This window comes from Pseudomonas sp. ASL3 (assembly GCF_056680425.1).
Genome location: NZ_CM155281.1, coordinates 3,065,529 through 3,086,021, shown reverse-complemented (window position 1 = coordinate 3,086,021; position 20,493 = coordinate 3,065,529). Strand labels below are relative to the sequence as shown.

At 56.1% G+C, this 20,493-nt stretch carries 17 protein-coding genes and 1 pseudogene; 3 read left to right on the top strand and 15 right to left on the bottom strand.

What is annotated here, in order from left to right; genetic code table 11:
• Positions 1-48 precede the first annotated feature (48 nt).
• Positions 49-972: a SphA family protein gene (locus AC1MEE_RS14155; protein ID WP_480415931.1), complete on the top strand. Its 924-nt coding sequence runs from the start codon at positions 49-51 to the stop codon at positions 970-972.
• A 334-nt stretch (positions 973-1,306) separates the two neighbouring features.
• Here the strand turns inward: AC1MEE_RS14155 and AC1MEE_RS14150 are convergent, their stop codons facing one another.
• The 6 genes from AC1MEE_RS14150 to AC1MEE_RS14125 form a co-directional block, all read right to left on the bottom strand.
• A complete protein-coding gene (locus tag AC1MEE_RS14150; protein ID WP_480415930.1) occupies positions 1,307-2,827 on the bottom strand; it encodes an MFS transporter in 1,521 nt (506 codons plus the stop codon).
• An 11-nt stretch (positions 2,828-2,838) separates the two neighbouring features.
• Positions 2,839-4,029: an EmrA/EmrK family multidrug efflux transporter periplasmic adaptor subunit gene (locus AC1MEE_RS14145; protein WP_480415929.1), complete on the bottom strand. Its 1,191-nt coding sequence runs from the start codon at positions 4,027-4,029 to the stop codon at positions 2,839-2,841.
• Positions 4,026-5,534 carry an efflux transporter outer membrane subunit gene (locus tag AC1MEE_RS14140; RefSeq protein WP_480415928.1) on the bottom strand — a complete coding sequence of 503 codons (1,509 nt, stop codon included), beginning with the start codon at positions 5,532-5,534 and terminating at the stop codon, positions 4,026-4,028. The genes AC1MEE_RS14145 and AC1MEE_RS14140 overlap by 4 nt, the downstream gene beginning before the upstream one ends.
• Positions 5,535-5,658: 124 nt before the next feature.
• Positions 5,659-6,279, bottom strand: a complete 621-nt coding sequence (locus AC1MEE_RS14135; RefSeq protein ID WP_219060101.1) for a TetR/AcrR family transcriptional regulator — start codon at positions 6,277-6,279, stop codon at positions 5,659-5,661.
• Between the two features lie 160 nt (positions 6,280-6,439).
• Positions 6,440-7,048 (bottom strand): alpha-ketoglutarate-dependent dioxygenase AlkB family protein, encoded by a 609-nt coding sequence (locus AC1MEE_RS14130; RefSeq protein WP_480415927.1) that lies wholly within the window; start codon positions 7,046-7,048, stop codon positions 6,440-6,442.
• 169 nt (positions 7,049-7,217) lie between these two features.
• Positions 7,218-7,553, bottom strand: coding sequence for an ArsR/SmtB family transcription factor (locus AC1MEE_RS14125; protein ID WP_248691463.1), 336 nt, complete (start codon positions 7,551-7,553; stop codon positions 7,218-7,220).
• A gap of 59 nt (positions 7,554-7,612) precedes the next feature.
• On the opposite strand from AC1MEE_RS14125, the gene AC1MEE_RS14120 reads away from it, so the two are divergent.
• A complete protein-coding gene (locus AC1MEE_RS14120; protein ID WP_480415926.1) occupies positions 7,613-8,704 on the top strand; it encodes an NADH:flavin oxidoreductase/NADH oxidase in 1,092 nt (363 codons plus the stop codon).
• 330 nt (positions 8,705-9,034) lie between these two features.
• On the opposite strand, the gene AC1MEE_RS14115 is transcribed toward AC1MEE_RS14120, so the two are convergent.
• From AC1MEE_RS14115 to galB, 9 genes are all read right to left on the bottom strand, one after another.
• The gene (locus AC1MEE_RS14115; protein WP_480415925.1) at positions 9,035-10,477 is read right to left on the bottom strand and encodes a tyrosine-type recombinase/integrase; all 1,443 of its coding nucleotides are present in this window, start codon (positions 10,475-10,477) and stop codon (positions 9,035-9,037) included.
• Positions 10,478-10,980: 503 nt separating this feature from the next.
• Entirely contained in the window at positions 10,981-12,210 is a 1,230-nt protein-coding gene (locus tag AC1MEE_RS14110) for an OprD family porin (protein WP_480415924.1), read from the bottom strand.
• 91 nt (positions 12,211-12,301) lie between these two features.
• The gene (locus tag AC1MEE_RS14105) at positions 12,302-13,615 is read right to left on the bottom strand and encodes a dicarboxylate/amino acid:cation symporter (protein WP_480415923.1); all 1,314 of its coding nucleotides are present in this window, start codon (positions 13,613-13,615) and stop codon (positions 12,302-12,304) included.
• A gap of 54 nt (positions 13,616-13,669) precedes the next feature.
• On the bottom strand, positions 13,670-14,533 hold the full coding sequence (locus tag AC1MEE_RS14100) for an amidohydrolase family protein (RefSeq protein WP_480415922.1): 864 nt from the start codon (positions 14,531-14,533) through the stop codon (positions 13,670-13,672).
• 113 nt (positions 14,534-14,646) lie between these two features.
• The gene (locus AC1MEE_RS14095) at positions 14,647-15,531 is read right to left on the bottom strand and encodes a LysR family transcriptional regulator (protein ID WP_480415921.1); all 885 of its coding nucleotides are present in this window, start codon (positions 15,529-15,531) and stop codon (positions 14,647-14,649) included.
• A gap of 26 nt (positions 15,532-15,557) precedes the next feature.
• Positions 15,558-16,481 (bottom strand): NAD(P)-dependent oxidoreductase, encoded by a 924-nt coding sequence (locus tag AC1MEE_RS14090; protein WP_480415920.1) that lies wholly within the window; start codon positions 16,479-16,481, stop codon positions 15,558-15,560.
• Positions 16,481-17,569: a 4-oxalomesaconate tautomerase gene (locus AC1MEE_RS14085; protein ID WP_480415919.1), complete on the bottom strand. Its 1,089-nt coding sequence runs from the start codon at positions 17,567-17,569 to the stop codon at positions 16,481-16,483. Before AC1MEE_RS14085 ends, AC1MEE_RS14090 begins: the two co-directional genes overlap by 1 nt.
• 5 nt (positions 17,570-17,574) lie before the next feature.
• Positions 17,575-18,291 (bottom strand): 4-carboxy-4-hydroxy-2-oxoadipate aldolase/oxaloacetate decarboxylase, encoded by a 717-nt coding sequence (locus AC1MEE_RS14080; RefSeq protein WP_480415918.1) that lies wholly within the window; start codon positions 18,289-18,291, stop codon positions 17,575-17,577.
• Positions 18,288-19,022 carry a 4-oxalmesaconate hydratase gene (gene galB, locus AC1MEE_RS14075; RefSeq protein ID WP_201181830.1) on the bottom strand — a complete coding sequence of 245 codons (735 nt, stop codon included), beginning with the start codon at positions 19,020-19,022 and terminating at the stop codon, positions 18,288-18,290. Before galB ends, AC1MEE_RS14080 begins: the two co-directional genes overlap by 4 nt.
• Before the next feature lie 154 nt (positions 19,023-19,176).
• Here galB and AC1MEE_RS14070 point away from each other — a divergent pair.
• Positions 19,177-20,380: pseudogene (locus tag AC1MEE_RS14070) on the top strand (LysR family transcriptional regulator).
• The last annotated feature ends 113 nt before the right edge of the window (positions 20,381-20,493 follow it).

The window sequence follows — 20,493 nt, the reverse complement described above, 5'->3', positions numbered from 1 at the left end:
TGCGGTAAGCGGTGCCTGCGTATCTTCAACAAATCCATGGTTGCGACAATGAATAATAAAAATACCTATGCAGCTGTAAGCCTCCTTAGAAATGTTCCTTGTGCGATGGCTGGATCCGCGTTGGCAATTTTTTTGCCCGCGGTGCAAGCCACCGAAGGAGGAGGGTCGTCGTACCCTATGGGGGCGGAAAACTATATGACCGGCGCCATGCCGCCGCCTGGTTTTTATGGGCAAATTTTTGCTGAAAGTTATCGCGCTGATCGTCTTCTCGATAATCGAGGGCAGCGGGCGGTTGACGACTTTCATTTGAGTGCAGATGTGATTGCGCCAAGGCTGATTTGGGTCACGGAGCAAAAAATTCTCGACGGGGCGCTGGCATTTCACGTCAACGTTCCATTGGTTGATCTAAGGGTGGAGGTCAACGACCAGCATCAAAACAAAACGGGGCTTGGGGACATCATCTTTGGTCCGGCTCTGGGGTATCACTACAGCGAAAAATTTCACGCGATTTATGCAGTTGACGTCTTCGCCCCAACCGGGCGTTACGATCGCGGTGACCTGGCCAATATTGGCCGCAACTACTGGGCGTTTGAACCCATCGCGGCGTTTTCGTATGTCGATCCTGCGGGGGTGAACGCCGACATAAAGATGATGTATGACTTCAATCTGCGTAATGCCGCTACTGACTATCGCTCTGGCCAGGAGTTGCATGCCGACTACTCCCTGGGTTGGGGCTTCGGCAATGGCTGGGTGGTTGGGGTAGGCGGTTACGTCTACCGCCAGACCACCGACGATCATCAAGACGGTGACCGTGTTGAGGACAACAAGGGGCGCGCGTTTGCCATCGGCCCTTCAATCAAGTACAGCAGTGCTTCTGGCTGGTTCGTGACCGCAAAGTGGCAGAAGGAGAGCGAGGTGCGCAATCGTCCGGAAGGGGAGGCTTACTGGGTCAAACTGACCGTTCCCCTTTAGCGATGGTTCGCGCATCGGCCCCAATGCCGTTGACTAAGCAGTAGAGATTTTCTCTACATAGCGGCGATTTTCGCGGCGTTTATCCCTGCTGGAAAGCCCTATAGGATCGCGGTGCGCGCGCCTGTGGCGAAACGCATCAGGTACTTTGAAAGCAGGGATAAATCGATGACGGTATCAAAAACTGACGGCTACACCGGCACTGCCAAGTGGTTGCACTGGGGCATGACCTTGTGTGCTGGTGTAGCTCAAGCACCACTTTGTCGATAAAGACGACATCATTAGGGAATGCTGCCCAAGTCGAGACGCTGAGCCAACGGCGTCCTCCCCGCGAGTGTCATTTGAAGGTTTTCTGCATCAAGGAAATGACCAGTGCAGCAGTGGCGACTACGATAACCGCCCAGAAATACTCCATGCTTGCAACCAGGGTGGATTGTTGGTGTAGGGATTGTGCAAGCGTCGACACCGAAATCTGACTGGCTGGGCCCGCACCTACGGCAGGTGTGAGTGCCTGAGCCAGAATTTGAGTCTGTTCCAGATAGAGCGGATCGCCTGAGCTGAAATGCCCGTTGAGATTGTTGTATTGCAGGGTGGTGCGCCATTGCAGGAACAAGGTGGCAACGGTTGTGCCAAGTGCCATGGCAATCTGCGCCAGCATACTTTTGATCTGATAGGCGTGGGCGAACAGCGTGTCATGGTGTGTCACATCGCGAAATGTCTGCATGGCCGCCGTGGCGAGCACCAGCATCACGAAACAGCCGTTAAGCACCAGCGCAGGCAAGATGTTTGACCACATATTGGCGTCGGGGGTCAGGGATGACAACAACACGCCAAAGCAGATCAGGGCACTGAAGCCCGCTACGAAAAATTTCTTCGGAGCCGGGTACTTTGGAATGACGATGGCCATGACGATCCATGTCAATAGTGCGCCGGCCAAGCCGAAGGCCTGGAACGTACCGATGGTGTCCCAGGAGTAGCCCAGCGCCGTCTGCAGGAAATACGGCAAGATGTAGTTGTTGCTGCCCAGCACAATGTAGGTGAAACAAAACAACGCAACCCCGAGGATGTAGCGAGACTGCATTAAGTCTCTGACCTTGAGGAAAGGCGCCTCTTTACCGTGTTCGGCGTGGAAGAAGATATACACGCCCAGGGCGGCCAGCAGCGCGAAGGCTAGGAGGATGAACGTCTCGTTGTAAAAGTCGTAGTAGGAGCGCTGCAGCACATACAGCAGGAAGAAAGTGCTGACGGATAACAACAGGATGTTAGCCGGGCTGGAGGGCGTCCGGTCATCTTCGTGAATCGGTGTGTTGGGTAAGAAACGTGTGCAGAGTACGGCCGCCGCCGACGCACCGGCGATCAGTAGCCAGAAGATCGCGTGCCATGTGTCCTCGACCACTACAAGTGATGAAAGAAAGGGCGCCGCTGCCGTGCCGCTGGCCAGCCCCGTGGCGAATACTTTCACCCCGATGAATCGCCCGGGACCCGGCGGGAGCAGGTTGACCATAAGGCGTGCTGAGGTCATGAACGATGCGCCTCCCAGCGCCATGACCACGCGGCCGGCGGTGAAGGTGGTGAGGTCACTGCTGACGCCGCACACAAAGGCCCCCAACACGTAAATACTGATGGAGCCAAGCATGAAGTTGCGCCAGCCGAGCCGTTCCACCAACCAGCGTTGTTTTGAGATAACCACCACTGCGATACACGCATAGAGCGCCGCAATCAGCGTGAACTCTTCAGGGCTGGCGTCGATCTCACCGCGGATGGGGGCCGAGGCAAAGGCGATCATGCCGGCCTGTAGATACTCCAATGCGCACAGCAGCCCTACGGTGATCAACAAGGCGGCGTTTTTCCGGTACATGAAATACCCCGTCAAGGTTTCAGATGCTTGGCATATTGGCCACGGTCATCGTTGGCGCTGATCACTTGCTCTACGACGTCATTGGCGTCCTTAAGCTCGTTTTCAAAAACGTTGGTGCTGTAGGCCGGTTGCGCGGGTGTCTTCTTGTTAAGCACCTGCCCACTGGTGTCGGTGGTGTCAACGGACACACGCATGGATAGGCCAAGACGCAGCGGGTTGTCGGCGACTTCCTGCGGTTGCAGGGCGATTCGCACAGGCACGCGCTGGGTCACCTTGATCCAGTTACCTGTCGCGTTCTGGGCCGGCATCAACGAAAACGCGCTTCCGGTGCCAGCATCCAGACCTACGATGGAACCGTGAAATATCACCTTGCGGCTGTAGGCATCGGCACGCAGAACCACAGGTTGACCGATGCGCAAATCCTGGATCTGCGATTCCTTGAAGTTGGCGTTCACCCACACCTGGTCGATTGGCACCACCGACATCAGGGCCACGCCTGGATTGATTCGCTGACCAACCTGCACACTGCGTTTTGTGATTACACCGGTAACCGGCGAGTAGATTTGGTTTCGATGTAGAGAAATACAGGCATCGCGTAAATTGGCGGCAGCCACCAGCACATCGGGGTGGGTACGTAGGGTCGTGTTATCGACCATGGCCAGGCGAACCGCCAGTGCATGCCGGGTACCGTCCAGGCCCGCCAAGGCGTTTTTAAGCACCTCTTCGGCATGGCTGATCTCTTCGCGCGAAACAGCGCCGCTGACGGCAAGCTGACTGCGTCGGCGCACATCATCCTGGGCCTTGTTTACGTCGTTTTGTCGTTGGCTGACTTCAGCCTCTAGTTGTTGCACCTGGTAATACTGGGTGCGGGCCTGGCGCACGGTGCGGGCAAGGTTGGATTTAGCGCGCTCGAATTGGATCTCGGCATCCACAGCATTGAGCGTGACCAGCGGCGAATGGGCATCGACATGGTCGGTGTTGTCGCCACTGATCACCGTCACGGTGCCGCTGACCTGGGAGGTCACCTGAACGATGTTGCCGTCCACGTAGGCATCGTCGGTAGATTCGGTACCAAGTCCCAACAAGTACCAGATGCCCAAGGTCGCCATTAACAGCACAATGCCCAGGATTAGCAGCAACTGAGGGCGATAGGAGGGTTTGGGTTGAGCGGGATCGACGGGGGAGGACGTTTGGGTGGTCATGATTTATCAGCTACGGTTGGGAGTGCAGGGGGATTGCTGGAGAACTCGGGGCGATAGCCACCGCCCAGCGCCCGGCTCAAGTTGGCTTGCAGAGAAAGCGCACGGGACTGCAACGCGACCAATTGACTTTTTTGGGTCAGTGTCGCGTTCTCGGTTGCCAGCACTTGCAGGTACGTGGCCAGCCCCGCGCCATAGCGCAGGTTGACCAGATCGGACGCGGCCTGGGCTGTGTTGACCGCCTCGAGTTGTTGGGCCAGTCGCTCTTTTAACCAACGCAGCGAAGACAGTTGATCGGCGATGTCACGTAGTGCGTCGATGACGGTCTGGTTGTAGTTTTCAACGGCGAGGTCGTAAGCCGCATCCTGAGCATCCAAATTGCCGCGCAAGCGTCCACCCTCGAAGATGGGCAGGCTGATCGCCGGCGAAAAGCCCAAAATTCGACTGCTGTGGTCGTTGAAGGTGTCGAACGCGAGGCTTTGCAGGCCAATAAAGGACGTGAGATTCACGTTTGGGTAAAACCGGGCTTTGGCCACATCAATCTCATGCCCCGATGCCTCTACGCGCCAGCGTTGAGCGACCACGTCGGGACGGTGCCCGACCAACTCAGCGGGAATATTACTGGGTAGCGCGATGGTGCTGCTTGCCAGCATGTGGGGACGGGCGATCGAGCGCCCACGGTCAGGTCCTTTGCCCAATAAAGAGGCGAGCTTGTTCTGGTTCAGCTCAATTGCTTCCTTGAGGCCAGCAATGTTGGCCCGGCTGGCGGGCAGCGAGGCTTGGGATTGCTTGATATCAATTTGCGTGCCCAATTCGGCGGTAAAACGTTGCTGCGTCAGCTGTTCAATGTGGACTTGCTGGTCGAGTAAAGCTTGAGCAACGTCAAGTTGCTCATAAGTGTCCTGCAAGGCGATGTAGGTTTGTACGATGGACGCCGATAGCATCAGTGCAGCCGCGTGGCTGTCGATCTCGAGCGCATGTCGACGTCCCACGGCGGCTTCAACGGCAGAACGATTTTTACCCCAGAAATCCAGTTCGTACCCGACATTCAGCGTCGCTTGGTCGACATTTTGCCAGGTGCCTTTGACAGGCGCAGGCGTGGTTCCGTTAGCGCTGAAGCGTTCGCGGGTGGTGCTTGCCGCTGCATCAATACGTGGCAACAGCGAGGCGCTTTCGACGGCCTCCAGTGCGCCGGCCTGGTGCACACGAGCGGCGGCGGAGCGCAGTGTCGGACTATCCGCGAGCGCCTCTTCAACCAAAGTGTTGAGCTGCGGATCGTTGAAACTGGTCCACCAGGTTTCGGTTGGCCAAGCGGCAGGCGATAACGTGATGCCGCTATTGGCCAGGGTTTCACCGGTATCCCCGGGTGAGAGCATTCTGGACTGGGGCTTCAAGTCGCTGAAAGAGCAACCGGCAAGCAGGATCAGCAAGACAGCGGCTGACGCTTGGGCGGCAAAGGGGCGTCTGGACCGTACGTCCGTCAATTCCTCATTTTTTCGACTGTTCATGAACGGTATCTCTGGCGTGAAGACTCGCAGGCAGCGATGAAAGGTGATGGTGTTCGAGCGCGGTGGCGCTAATAAAAACTGTCAGTGTCGTTATGGGTAAAAAAAAGCCCGGAGGGCGAATCGATTATCGAACTCTCAAGCCTTTGACGATCAACGCCACCGAATGGTCGATGTCGTCAAGATTCTCCAGGTTCGCGGTGACCAGATGCAGCCAGGACATGCCGGTGAGCATCGACACGGCAACCTCCACCGCAGGACCGTCGACAATTTCCCCTGTGCTCACTGCTCTAGCGAATATCTTGCGCAAAGTCCGTTCGCGGCGCGGTAGAAATTCTTCTCGGAATTCTGCAATGGCCTTTGAATCCAGCTGAATTTCAATGAAGACACTGCGAAGGGTTTCCCCGGCGCTTGAAGACCGCCACCAACTCCAAAGCGAGCGCAAATGCTCAATCAGATCTTGTTCCAGATTCCCGGTGTCAGGGGAGGTGACGAATGTCAACGCTGCGCGCTCGTAAACATCCCTCAACAAAGCGCCTTTGCTGCGCCACCACCGATAGATGGTCGGCTTGCTAGACCCGGCGCGCTCGACAAGTGCGTCCATGGTAAACGCCCGATACCCTTGCTCTTCAAGAATAGCGGCGGCCGCTTCCAGGATGGCCTCAGTGCTTTGTGGGCTGCGCACCGCGCCAATCGAGGATCGGCTACGTGGTTTGGCAGGCGTGGACTTGGTGGTCTTTTGGGTCATGGGCTGGGCGATGCTCGGAATCGGCTGTTTAGTGCCTTGCGGATTCTATAGAAACTGGCAGTGTTTATACAATAGCGTTTTTCCAGGGGCAACGTAGCTAGCTGATGGTCTGAGGGGCTGCTTGCCGGTGGGGCGCGACGATGAGTTGAAAACGTGCAGGCTACGGGAACCGTCTGAACGTCAGGCTGATACGCGGGGCGACCGCAGCGTTGGTCTTCATCAGTGCATGAAGCCAATATTGTTGCGTGTCCCCTCGCATCACGATCAGTTGTCCATGGTGCAAAGCCATTTCCCTACGTTCACCAGAGCTCTTGTGTTTGAAGGCAAACTTTCGAGTTCCCCCCAGACTCAATGACGCGATCACAGCGTGCTCACCTGTAGCCTCACTGTCGCTGTGCCATCCCATTCCTTGGGTGCCATCCTCGTAACGATTGAGCAAGCACGAGTTGAACGTCGTTGCGGTCAAGCGCTCAACCTGGGCTCTGAGCGAGTCGAGGATTTCGACATCCCATGGCAACGATTGTCTCAGGACGCCGGAATGGATGTAGCGCGATGGGGCGTCTGCATACCACGCCACTTGGCGCCTGGTTTCGATGACGTTGCCATTCATGAGCGCGGTATCGGCCTGCCAGGCAATCTCTGATATCAGGCGTGAGAAAGTAACATCAGCTTCTATCATGCTCAGGACAATGCCGAAATCGTTCACGACACCATTCGAAGGGAGCAGATTTAGATCCTCGGGTCGAGCCAGAAATAGGTCTGCTTGCATGGAGGCGTCCATTCGACGATCAAGAAATTTAAAGCGTGGCTGAGAGAGCGTACGTCGGACCGGCCATTAATTTAATGGGCAAGGAATAAGCTTCATTGCCGCCCGCCACCGACGACGATGCAATCGTCGGGTTACTTTCGGTGGCTTGGGCATTTGCCGGAGGTCCGGCTTAGTGCTGAGAAAGAATGGTCTCGAGCAATCCGGGGAACCGACAGCCAAGCACGTCGGCACGCAACGAATTCATATGCGTAGTTCCCACGCTACGGGTGTGTACAAGCCCTGCATCCCGTAATACCCGAAAGTGATGAGACATGCTGGATTTCGGACGTCCCCCGTCCAGCTCGCCGCAACTGGCCTCGAGAACCCCTGCGAGGCACCGAACGATTTCCAGGCGAACAGGGTCACTCAAAGCGTACAGCACGCGTTCGAGAATCAGGTCTTCGGTATTGGGGTGTTTGAAGGCTCGCATGACTCGAATAATAACAGGGCTATCGCTCATTACCATAGTTCGATTAACATCGAACAATCGAATGAAATTGTCTCTTCGTTTCCTGGAGCTCTCCCATGTCTGCATTGTTCGAACCCTTCAAACTGAAAGACGTTACGTTGCGCAACCGGATAGCCATCCCACCGATGTGCCAGTACATGGCTAACGACGGCATCGTCAACGACTGGCATCACGTCCACCTCGCAAGTTTGGCCCGCGGTGGCGCTGGCTTGCTGGTTGTCGAGGCTACCGCTGTCGCGCCTGAAGGCCGTATCACGCCAGGTTGCGCGGGGATCTGGAGTGATGAGCATGCGCAAGCCTTCGTCCCTATGGTGCAAGCTATCAAGGCCGCAGGCTCCGTACCCGGTATCCAGATTGCCCATGCCGGTCGTAAGGCCAGCGCCAATCGTCCGTGGGAAGGCGACGACCATATCCCCGCTTCCGACGCTCGCGCTTGGCAAACCATCGCACCATCGGCCATCGCTTTCGGCGCTCATCTGCCGAACGTGCCGCGCGCCATGACCCTGGAAGACATCGCCCGTGTTCGCCAGAACTTCGTCGATGCCGCCCGGCGTGCCCGTGACGCAGGTTTTGAATGGATCGAACTGCATTTCGCTCACGGTTACCTGGGCCAGAGCTTTTTCTCCGAGCATTCCAACCAACGTACTGATGCCTACGGCGGCAGCTTCGATAACCGTAGCCGTTTCCTGCTGGAAACCCTCGCCGCGGTTCGCGAAGTCTGGCCAGAAAACCTGCCGCTAACCGCGCGTTTCGGCGTGATCGAATATGACGGACGTGACGAGCAGACCCTGAGCGAATCCATCGAGCTTGCCCGACGTTTCAAGGCCGCTGGGTTGGACTTGCTGAGCGTCAGCGTTGGCTTCACCACGCCCGACGTCAATATCCCCTGGGGCCCGGCGTTCATGGGACCAATCGCCGAGCGCGTGCGTCGCGAAGCCGGTTTGCCAGTGACATCGGCCTGGGGCTTTGGTACGCCGCAACTGGCCGAAGGGGCATTGCAGGCCGGGCAACTCGATCTGGTGTCAGTGGGGCGTGCGCACCTGGCCGATCCACACTGGGCGTACTTTGCGGCTAAAGATTTGGGTGTCGAAAAGGCGTCCTGGACGTTGCCTGCACCCTACGCTCACTGGCTTGAGCGCTATCGTTAAGGTGTAACAGCGCGTGGGGCGGCGGCATCGGCAGTTTGATGCTGTCCCCAAAGGGGTAGTTTTTTTGGTCCTTGTTCCGCCCCCCGAAATCAAGTCTTACCGCTTAGGAAAAAAGAATCCCTCTGGATTTCATCGAGTAAGACCCTCTACGCGAGTCTCGCTTCCCGTCCCATAGGCATACGCAAAAAACGCCACTCATTTGAGCGGCTATTTCGTGTGTGCGTAATTTGTTGGGCATCGCTGAGGGGAGATCAAAGTCGATATTTTTGTATCTGCGCTCCTACAGAAGTTGCATCTTTTTTAGGGTGGGGGCGCAGACAATAAGGGTTGTCACGTCTCTGTAATTAAGTACGCTGGAAAGGACATCATCGACTCGACCGGCGGGTGCTCGTAGGTTGAGGACAGTACGGCACTGAGTCGATCGCCCAGCAGATTCCACGCACGTCTCTTTTCTTCTGCGTAATCGTGATGCAGGTAGTGGCGTCTCACCCGAGAACCCGCCAGCACATGGTTTTGGCAGCGATCGATGACATCAAGGCTGACACCTAAGGCCTGCATCATGGTCGCGCCCGTGCGGCGTAGGTCATGCGGCGTCCAGTCACCGTTCTGGCCGTCGGCCAGCACCAGCGTATCGTCATGGCGCCGTCGTGAGAGGGCCTTTCGGTTTTTGAACCGAGCCTGGCGGTCACCTACCTGCTTGCTCACCACTTTCACATCTACATGCCCATCATCTTGCTTGTTCGGAAAGCACCACTGAGAGTCTCCCGTGAGGGTCTTGAGTTCCTGGAAGAAATGCAGGGCAAAGGGCGACAGGAAGACATGGTGGTCCTGTTTCTTGCCCCGGGTGCCTTTGACGTTTTCGCTGGGGAGAAACCAGGTCTGCTGTTCCAAGTCGACATTTTTCCATTCGGCCTGCAGCAACTCGCCAATCCGGCACAAGGTGCCCAGGCTGATCCAGAGTGCAAGTTGGGTCTCCTTCTTCAGCGGCCGAATGCCCTCATATTTTTGGCCGGCGGGTAGGGCGTTGTAATCGGTCGTCATTTGTTGGAAGCGCTTGTGCAGTTCCAGCAGCTCAGTTGGCGAAAGAATCCGGCTTCTTTCTGCCTCGTAGTCGGCAGGAGTCAGGGGGGTGATGTCGACCAGCTCAGTCGGATCGCCCTCAACCAATAAGGCCCGCCAAGGTTGGCGCTTTCTGGCCCAGCTGAACATCTGGCTGAGGTCGGCGAAGAAACTGATCGCTTGTCGGTGAGCACCGCGGCTGACGACTGTCCGGATCAATGCCCGAACATCGTGCTCGGACACACTGCTGACTGACGTCTTGCCGAGTGCCGGGTAAAGGTCCTTATTAAAACGCCGTTGCAACTCGGCATTGCCGTCTTTTCGTGCGACACCATCCAACAGCCAGGCCTTGGCCAGATCTTGGACAGTCAGTGTTTGCACCTTTGTCGTCTTTACCTGTTCGGCTGCAGCATTCGTCGCGGCGTGAGCCTGTGACTTGGCGGTTTTCTTTTGCTCGTTGGGATTGATCTGCTCATCGATGAACGCTCTGGCCTGGTTACGTGCCTTGCGGATGTCAGTCAGGGATTTGCGCGGCCAGGAGCCGCAGGAGTACTCTTTGTTCTGGTCGCCCCACCGATATCGATAGAAGAAACTCACCGACACACCGTCCTTACGCACTGAGATTCGACCGGCCAAATTGCCATCCTCCCTGAGGATACGGCCGGCATCGTTGGCGGTCAGCGACTCGAGTTCTGTGATGGTGATTTTGGCCATGAAATGGGTTTCCCCTACTTTTCCCCCCACAAAAACGTCGGCTCTTGATGGACGTTTCTGGACTTTCGTAGAGCAGAACACCGCTGGAGCTCAAGCAAATACTGGCTTAGAAAAATCCAGAGTAAAATTTTGGAAGCTTTCAAGAAGTATGAAAAAGGAGATGGGGTGCTAGGGGTCGAGTGTTCGAATCACTCCGTCCCGACCATATAATTCAAGGGGTTGCGAGATTTTATCTCGCGACCCCTTTTTATTTTTTTGCGGTTTTCCCCCTACAAACCGGCTGGCTCTAAGTGGAATCTACAGCGGATAACCGACGCTGGCAGGTTTGACGTAGCAACGCAGACTTCAAAACGGCCCATGCGTTTTCACGCAGTCTGGACCCAAAGATGCCAGTCGTCGGTCACAGCATTCTGCCCGCTCCGGTCTTGGCGTTGCTGGCGGCCGTCCGTGAAACGCTTTTACGCAGCGTAACTGACTTCTCTCCAACGGCACTCAATTGCTGTTTAAAAGGATGTGAACAAGTAGCTTGCGATCAAGCGTGTCTCGTCAATATCTCTAGCGGCGTCACTTCGATAGGTTGCGTTCCGTAATCGCACAGAGAACCCCTTCAACGACCCCTGGAAGGCGTAGTTTACATCCACATCACGCTCCCACTCTTTCTCGGCACCGACGGTCTTCAGACCATCTCCCCGGATATATGCAGTGAAAAAGCTCAACCCTGGAATACCCATGGCTGCGAAGTCGTAACCATACCGCAGCTGCCAGCTACGTTCGCCTGCGCTTCCGAAGTCGTGGTATTGAACGTAGTTGGGTAGGTAGGGATTATTGATGTAAGGAAAGCCCGTAGCACCGCCCATGACCTGATAGGTCGCCATGACGCTATGCCCATTATCCAGGGTGTAGCCGAGCGCGGCAGCGTATGCGCGGTTATCAACCTCTCCCGCTTTAGCTGCGCCAACATCACGACTTGAGAAGGCACGCAGGTCAGTGGTCAACATGCCTTTCCCGAGGCGCGTGTTGTGTATCAATCCAGCGAACTGCTGACGGTACACGTCATCAAGCTCGCCATAGAAGTACGTTGCACTCAGTTCGGGCGTCAGCTTGTATGTACCGCCGCCATATCGGTAGTTGTCGCCGACACCTGTTGCACGATAACGACCGTCCTTCACAGCAAGGCTGATGTCCTGAAGATCGGTAGAATCAGGAGTAATCGTCTTATCGAATTGAGCCAGGTTTATGGTCAGGCGATCCACGTCAGTAGAGTTAATCTGCCAGCCTTGGAACGTCTGAGGAAGCAGTCGGCTGTTGTTGTACTGAAGCACCGGAACCTTTGGCAATGACATCCCGTAGCGCAGTGATGTCTGAGATATCTTGAGTTTGGCGCCATATCCTGCTTTTGAGTATTCATCAGCGGCCTCACCGGAAGCTCGCATGGGGAGGAGTCCGCTGCCAGAGCGATCTGGACTCGAATCCAGTTTGTATCCTGCGAACACCAGTGCGTCGGCGCCAAAGCCGATGATTCCTGGTGTGTACCCCGACTCATAGTTGAGCAAAAAGCCTTGAGCCCATTCTTCTCTTTTGGATACGCCCGTTCCTTGACGGAAATCCCCGTTGTAGTAGAAGTTTCGTGCTTCCAGGCGAATCTTGCTGTCCGCGATAAAGCCATCGGCCATAGAGGTGTCGATGGAGCAAAACACAGGTGCGAGTAGAGCAATATATAGGGCGCGGTTCATTTTTATTATTTTCCTGACGCAGGGAGTCGCTGCTCGGTACTAGACCGAACAGAGACTGTTTAGAGATGTAGTGATCGATAGAGCTGAAGTTTTACGGCTTAGTGCCAAGTTCCTGGGCGAGCTTGTCGCGATCCAGTTCTTTTTCCCACGCTGAGACAACCAGCGCGGCGACACCGTTACCAACCAAGTTAGTCATGGCAAGTCCGGTGCCCATGAAGCGGTGGATACCCAGAATCAATACCATGCCCGCCACCGGTACAAGCGGCACCACCATCAAGGTGCTGGTCAACATGACAAATGCTGCACCTGACACACCGCTGGCACCTTTAGAGGTGAGCATGGCCACGATGACTAATGTGAGTTGCTGCGAAAGTGACAGATCGATGTTCAGCGCTTGAGCGATGAAGAGCACCGACATCGTCAGATAGATGTTGGTACCGTCGAGGTTGAAGGAATAGCCCGTGGGAATAACAAGCCCGACGACGGGTTTGGAGCAGCCCAGTCGTTCCATTTTTTCCATGATCTGAGGCAGTACCACTTCCGACGAACTGGTGCCGAGTACGACCAATAACTCCTCTTTGATGTAAGAGATAAAGCGCAGGATGCTGAACCCGCAGACTTTCGCGACCCCACCCAATACCACAATCACGAACAACGCACACAGGATGTAGAAGCTGCCTACCAGTTTCATGAGAGGGAGAAGTGCGCCGACGCCGTAAGTACCGACGGTGAACGCGATGGCGCCGAATGCACCGATGGCGGAAAGCTTGGCGATGATGTGCACGATGCGAAAGAACACGCCGGACAGACCTTCGATCATGTCGTAAACCGGTTTGCCTTTCTCTCCCATCGCTGACAAAGCGCACCCGAAGAGCACGGAGACCAGCAATATGCAAAGCACATTACCTTCGGCAAAGGCCTGCACAAACGTCGAGGGAATGATCCCCATCAGAAATTCGACCATGTGCATGTGCTGAGCCTTCTCGGCGAAACCGGTGACCGCAGACGCGTCCAGCGAATTCACGTCCACGTTGAAACCTGCACCTGGACTAAACAGGTGACCACCGATAAGGCCGATCAGCAGTGAAACAGTCGAAATAACTTCAAAGTAGAGCAGTGCTTTCCCTCCGACTCGACCCACTTTTTTCAGATCGCGCATACCGGCGATGCCGGTAACGACTGTGCAGAAAACCACGGGGCCGATGATCATCTTGATCAGCTTGATGAACGCATCGCCCAGCGGCTTGAGGTCGGCAGCAAAGGTTGGCCAGAAATGGCCGACGGCGACTCCCGCGATAATTCCCAACAGGACTTGAAAGTACATCGCGCGATAGAAGGGCGGCTTAGTCTTCACCTTGATGGGGATGGTTACGTCTACCTGAGCAGATGCAGGACTGGGGTTCATGGCGTTCACTCACTGTAAGTCTTATTTTTGGAGGTGCAGCAAAGCTTGGTGCGCTTAGCGTCCGTATAGCTTCATCGGGTTATCGATCAGCAGTTTTTGACGCAGCAGAGGATCGGTGCAAAAGTTGAACATCAGATCTACCAATTCACCGTCGTTGGGCATGTCTTTGCTAATGTTTGGGTGCGGCCAATCAGTGCCCCACAGGACGCGATCTGGTGCCATCTCAATCAGTCGCTCTGCGAACGGAACAGCGTCATCGAATGGTCGCCGGCCCACTGATACACGCTCTGCGCCACATACCTTGACCCACGCCAGCGGATTTTCCATCAGTTGCTGCAATGCAAGGAAGGACTGCTGCTCAGTGCCATCCTGGGCTTTGACCCTACCCATGTGATCGATGATGAAAGGTACCGGTATCCGCGCCAATCTGTCCGCATAGGTCAGGATGTCTTGTGCATCAAGGTGCAGGACGACATGCCATCCCAAATCTGCAAGGCGATCCACAGTGCTGTCAAAGACGTCCAGGTCTGGCGCGCCACCGAGGTGTGCTACGAAGTTGAACCGCACGCCGCGAACACCGCCAGCGTCCATCTCGGCAAGCTGTTCATCGGTTTCACGGCCGTCAACGATTGCTACGCCTCGATACCGTCCTTCACTCCGTGCGATAGCGTCCAGCATTGCGCGATTGTCACTGCCGTGACAGCTGGCCTGGACAATCACACCGCGCGTGAATCCCAAGTGGTCGTGCAATGCCCGCAATGTTTCAAATGGGGCGTCTGGCGGGGTATAGCTACGATCTTCGGCATAAGGGAAATCAGCCGCAGGGCCGAATACATGGCAGTGAGCATCCCACGCGCCGACAGGAAGCGGCTGCATTGGTTTTGTTGGGTTGGCGTCAGGGGCGAGGCAGGTTTTCATCTCGTGTCCTTTAGTTATCGTTAGCGGAAGAGATAGCCGATGGTGGCCGTCTCGACGCCTTACAACAACAAGACACAGGCTCTAGCAGTTATGCGGATTTTGCATGCGTCTATTCAGTCTATGCAGATCTCACGAACCAATGACATTGTCTGTTCTGCCAGGCGAGATAGAGGGCGCTGCTCAAACGTGGCGATAAATAAGTGTGTTTGAATGGATGGATCAACGATCTGCGCAGCTTTCAGGCCCTCCAGTTTCCCGTCGCTATTGGCCAGGGCCGAGCGAAACAGTACGCCGTAGCCCATGTTGAGATTGATCAGTTCCAATAGCGATGGGATGCTATCGACCTCCAGGCAAACGTTCAGATGCACCTCATGCCTCGACGCTTCATTCTCGATGAGGCGGCGTATGGAGTGAGGTTCGCTGGGAGTGATTAAAGGGTATTGGCCCAAGTCTTTCATCGATACCTGGGAAGGGAAGTTCGAGTGCTGGCTACCTATGAGCATTAATGGCTCTGAGTGGATGTGCTCATATTGCAGTTGTGCGCTGTGGCCAGGATTGAAGAGTAGTGCGAAATCCAGGCGACCCAGAAGCAGCCACTCGCGCATCGAATGAGTCAGGCCTTCTTTGATCCCCAATATGCAGTCAGGAAAGCGCTCACGAAAGGCAGAGACCACTGCCACGGTGTGGCGTCGGGAAATACTTGGAGGAAGCCCGACGACCACTTTGCCAGACAACGTATCGCGTTGTTCGCGCAGGTCTTCACGAGCCACCTGCACCTGCCGCAAGATGCCTTTGCCGTGATCGAACAAGCGTTGCCCGGAAGCGGTCAGTAAAACACCTCGACCATTTCGCAAGAGCAGATGCTCCTGCAGCTCGACCTCAAGCTGCCTGACCTGACGGCTGACGACCGACTGAGAAATGTTCAGTACGGCAGCGGCCTTGGTGAAACTTCCGAACTCGGCCACCCTTACGAAACATTCGAGCTGTTTTAGATCCATGGGCGCGACTCTGGGAAACGGCTATGTTACCGCTTTTCCTCTATAGCGCTTTCACGAGCGATTGGACTGCCGTACATCGTGTCGATCAAGTTTATCCAGTCGAATGGCTCAAGGTTTGGGTAATCAATATCCGCATCAAGCATGGCATCGACCAGCCCTAATTGAGCGTTGACGATGGCTTGGCTCATGTTCGGAACCACGTCTACGTCGCGAGCGGTTTTTGCGACCTCTTCCATTTCCTCTGCGCGACGCCGACCGTGCTCTGCCACGCGGCTGATCAAGTAGTGGGGTAGGGCGCCGTCCCAGCCCATTTGCGGAAAACTCTGGTGCAATGACGCCAGCACCTCATCCTCGGCATGGTACTGGCGAGCGGTACTCAGACATTCGGTGGTGAGTGCTTCCAGGCCTTTGATCATGATGCTTCGACACATCTTTATCGCCGAAGCTACGCCAATCACGTCAGCCACTACTCGCACGTTCATGCCTAGTCCGCCCAATCGTTCAGCAACCAGGCCTGCCTGTTCGCCGCCTAGCAGAATGGGTGTTTTCAAGCGTTGGGGTGGAACCGGCGCCATGACCGCCGCATCGATGTAATCGACGCCATGATGCTGCATCATAGTGGCTGCCGTGCGCTTCGTAGAGGGCGCCACCGAATTGATGTCGATGAACAGTTGTCCAGGCCTCATCAGCGGCGCCGCATTCAGTGCGACTTCAAGTGCGTTATCCGCTGTGACGGCTGAAATGATCCACTCGCCAAGTGATATCGCTTGAGCCGCACTCTCACAAAGTTGAACGCCACACCGCTGAGCCTTTTCATGCAGCGCGGCTCGTTTGGTGGGGTCGTCAAGGAGTCGATCATAGGCGTAGATCTTCACGTCCAGCGCGGCAAGATCCTGGCCCAGAATGGCACCCGCTTCGCCGAATCCGATCAGAGATAAGGTAGTGCTCATTATGATTTCACCGTGTTTTGCCAGACATCGCCAGGAATGAGCACGTTGCCTTCGAACAACAACCGTGCCGTGCGCACCAGCCCGCAACCGGCTAACTGACCGTCAATCAAACGCAGCTCGACCGTAAACTCCCCGGTTGGATGCTCGACAGACAATTGCATTCGATCACCCGTTTCCACTTGGGCCAAACTGCTCGCGACTGTCCCTTGAACCTGGCAGGCAGAGGCGACACTGACAGCGCCGAACACCCCGATCGATGCGTGACAGCGGTGAGGAATGAAGGTGCGGCTGCAAATGGCGCCTCCATTGCGGGGGGCTGCTATCAGAGACATTTTCGGTACTGTGCGCTCGCGGACATCCCCCAGATTCATCAAGGGGCCCGTCTGCAGCCGGATCGATTCGAGCAACGCTTTGAGCTCGATGTTGGCGTCCAGTTGCTCGGGGTTTTCATAGCCCGTGCAGCCCACATCATTGGCCCTGATCAGCACAACAGGCATTCCATTGTCGATACACGTCACTTCAATGCCATCGAAGCGGTCAATGGCATTTCCGGTAGGCAAGAGCGCTCCGCAACTGGAGCCGGCAATGTCTTCGAACTCGACAATCAGTGGAGCACTGGTGCCAGGAACGCCGTCGATGCGGGTATCACCTGCGTACTCGATGATGCGACCTGGAGTGGGAACATTAGCCACGGCGATCTGGCCGGTGTTTACCATGAAAATCCGCACGGTTGTCAGCGATTCGTCCGCGCTGATCAGCTCCCGCTCGATTGAAAAGGGGCCGACGCCGGCAAGGATGTTTCCGCAATTTTGGCCGTAATCAACTTGAGCGTGCTCGACTGAAACCTGAGCAAAAAGATAATCGACATCAGCATCCGGGCGATCTGAACGACTGATAATGGCGACCTTGCTGGTCAGCGAATTTGCACCCCCAATGCCATCTATCTGGCGTGCATCGGGCGATCCCATGACGGCCAGTAATACTTGATCGCGCAGCTTACCTTCAGGCGGCAGGTCGTCGGCCAGAAAGTAAGCGCCCTTGGATGTTCCTCCACGCATCATGAGGCATGGAATTCGGGTCTGGCGCATGAAAGTCATCCTTGCACGTCAGTGAGGCTGTCGTAATAAGTCAGGCCCCGATCGATGAGCTTCTGACGCATCTCGTAGATATCCAGGCCCAACTCCCCAGCCGCGAGGCGTAGCCGTTTCTCCTCTTCGATTCGAGCGCGTTTTCGGCTGGTTTCGAATACCTCGGGCAACTCTTCGCGTCGGACAATGACCACGCCGTCATCGTCAGCCACTACGACATCCCCGGGCTCGACCAACTGGCCGGCGCAGATGATGGGCACGTTGACTGAACCCAGGGTTTCCTTGACGGTGCCTTGGGCATGAACCGCCCGCGACCATACCTTGAAGCCCATGTCCCGCAGCGTTCGGGTATCGCGTACCCCGGCGTCAATGATCAGGGCGCGTACCCCTCGGGCCATCAACGATGTGGCGAGCAAGTCGCCGAAGTAGCCATCGGTGCAGGGCGACGATGTCGCGACCACCAGAATATCGTCGGGTTGGCATTGTTCGACCGCCACGTGAAACATCCAGTTGTCACCCGGCGCGACCAACACGGTCACCGCCGTTCCGCTGATGCTCTGGTTCTGCTGGATGGGGCGAATGGCAGAATCCAAAAGACCTTTGCGTCCCTGGGCTTCATGCACGGTGGCAACGCCAAAGCGATCCAGTTCGTTGATCAACGCCGCGTCAGCACGGGGAATGTTGCGCACAACAATGCCGGTTTTTCCGATCAGTGTGCTCATGCCAGGTTCTCCGTCACCCGTGGGAAGATGCTTTGGTAGCCCTCGGCGTAAACGATGTTGCGGGTAGAGGCGATGCCCACATTGCGCTTGGCCTGCACACCGCGTTGCAGAGCGACACGTGTGTAGTATTCCCAGAGATGTTCCTGGCCTGCCATGCACTGGATGGCGGCGTATTTCTTGTCCCAGACCTCGGTAATATCCAACAGGACATCCGGGCGCCATTCGCATTGCTCAGGCTGATGGGGTTCGAAGCTGTAAACGGGCGGAGCCCCCACAATTTTTTCGCCAGGCTTGTAGCCTTCAGCCTGAGCGATGATGCGCGCTTCCTGCGTCAGGTTCATCGCCAGCGGGTGATCGTAGTTGTAGGGGTCTTTGATCGAGTGACTGAGGACGAACTCCGGTTGCACGCGACGAAACACATCGGCCAAACGAAACAGCGTCTCTTTGTCGGCGCGCATCGGGTAGTCGCCGATGTCGAAGAATTCCACGCTCGCGCCAAGGATCTGCGCTGCGGCTTCAGCCTCGCTGCGACGCGCGGTTTTGACCTTGTCTTCAGACATCTCGCCTTTGCGCCAGAGCTTGGCCGACTCACCTCTTTCTCCATAGGAAAGGCACACGATGTGAACGGCGTGACCTTGTTGGGCGTGCAGGGCGATGGCGCCACCTGCGCGCCAGACGAAATCGGCAGAGTGGGCGCTGACGACCAGTGCAGTTTTTGTTTTATTGATCATTGGAGGGCTCTTTTTTTGCTGTTTGATAGAGCCCACATTCGCATTTGAGGTGGTTGGTGAATAATGCGTTCGGCGGTAGGAGATATGCGTTTTACTTATCGGACTGAGTTCCGCATGCTATCCGACCCCTTTCTCGAAAACTCGGCAGGTAGACATGCGCAGTCTTGAATTGCCCAATCTGATGCAGATTCGAGCGTTCCTTCGTGTTGTCGAATACGGCAGTGTATCCAAGGCATCCGCCGTGCTTTTTCGTGCTCAGCCCGTCGTGACTCGCGCCATCCTTGCCTTGGAGAAACGCCGCGGCGTTTCGTTGTTTGAGCGCAACGTCAGTGGTATGCGTCTGACCGATTATGGTGAGCGTGCAGTGCCTCGGGCTCGGCGGGCCATGGATGAGTTGCTCGCCGTACCGCTTTTATTGGGGCAGGCGCTGGGTCACGCCGCTGAGCCGCTTTTTCTATTTCAGACCAGGCGCCTGGAAGCGTTCGCCAAGCTCTGTGAAACCCACCATATGCAAACGACCGCCAGCATCCTGGGGGTGTCCCAACCAGCGATCAGCGCAGCTATCAAAATACTTGAGCAAGGCAGCGGCTGTAGCCTGTTTGAACGCACCCCCCACGGCTTACTGCCGACTCGGCCGTGCCTGGCGATGTTGCTGCGGGTGCGCCGAGCCCTGAATGAGCTGCGTCACATCGATGCGGAAATCGCTGCGTTGAGTGGCTCCCTTCAAGGCGTCGTGCACGTAGGGGCCCTGCCTCTTGGGCGCACGGGGATATTGCCGGAAAATAGTCCGCCTGACCCTGGAACACCCTCATGTACGAATCGTCACCAACGAAAGTCCGTTCGACTTGTTGGCCAGCGAGCTGCGCGCAGGCGATGTGGATTTTGTGCTGGGGGCTCTACGCCCGTCGGCCTATGCCAACGACCTGCATAGCGAGGCCTTGCTGCAAGAAGAAATGGTGATTCTGGTACGCCGCGACCATCCCTGGTTGAAACGCAAGCAAGTCTATGAAGACTTGAGTGCCGCCCGCTGGATACTGCCTCGCGCCGGTTCCCCAGCGCGACAACTACTGGACGCGTTTTTTGCCCACATCGGCATTGCCGCACCCAGCCCTGTGATTGAAACCGGCGACCTGGCGATTTTGCGTGGCGTGTTGCTGCGCTCAGACATGCTCGCCGCCGTTTCGGCACATCAACTGGAACACGAAATGGCCAGCGGTGATCTGGTGCGACTGCCGCTCTCCCTTATCCACACCACGCGGCCGATTGGCCTGATCTCCAGAGCGGGGGCGCTTCAATCACCTGCGGCGCAGGCGTTGATGGACAAGATTCGGGAGGTGGTAGGGGAGTCGGCGATGTAACCATCAGGAATTATTTCGAGGGTTCGCAGAAGGGGTTGTACACATTAGGGAGCCAGGGTGTGTAAAAACACAGGCACCGTTTGAAGTCCGCGTTGCTATGTAAAATCTTCCAG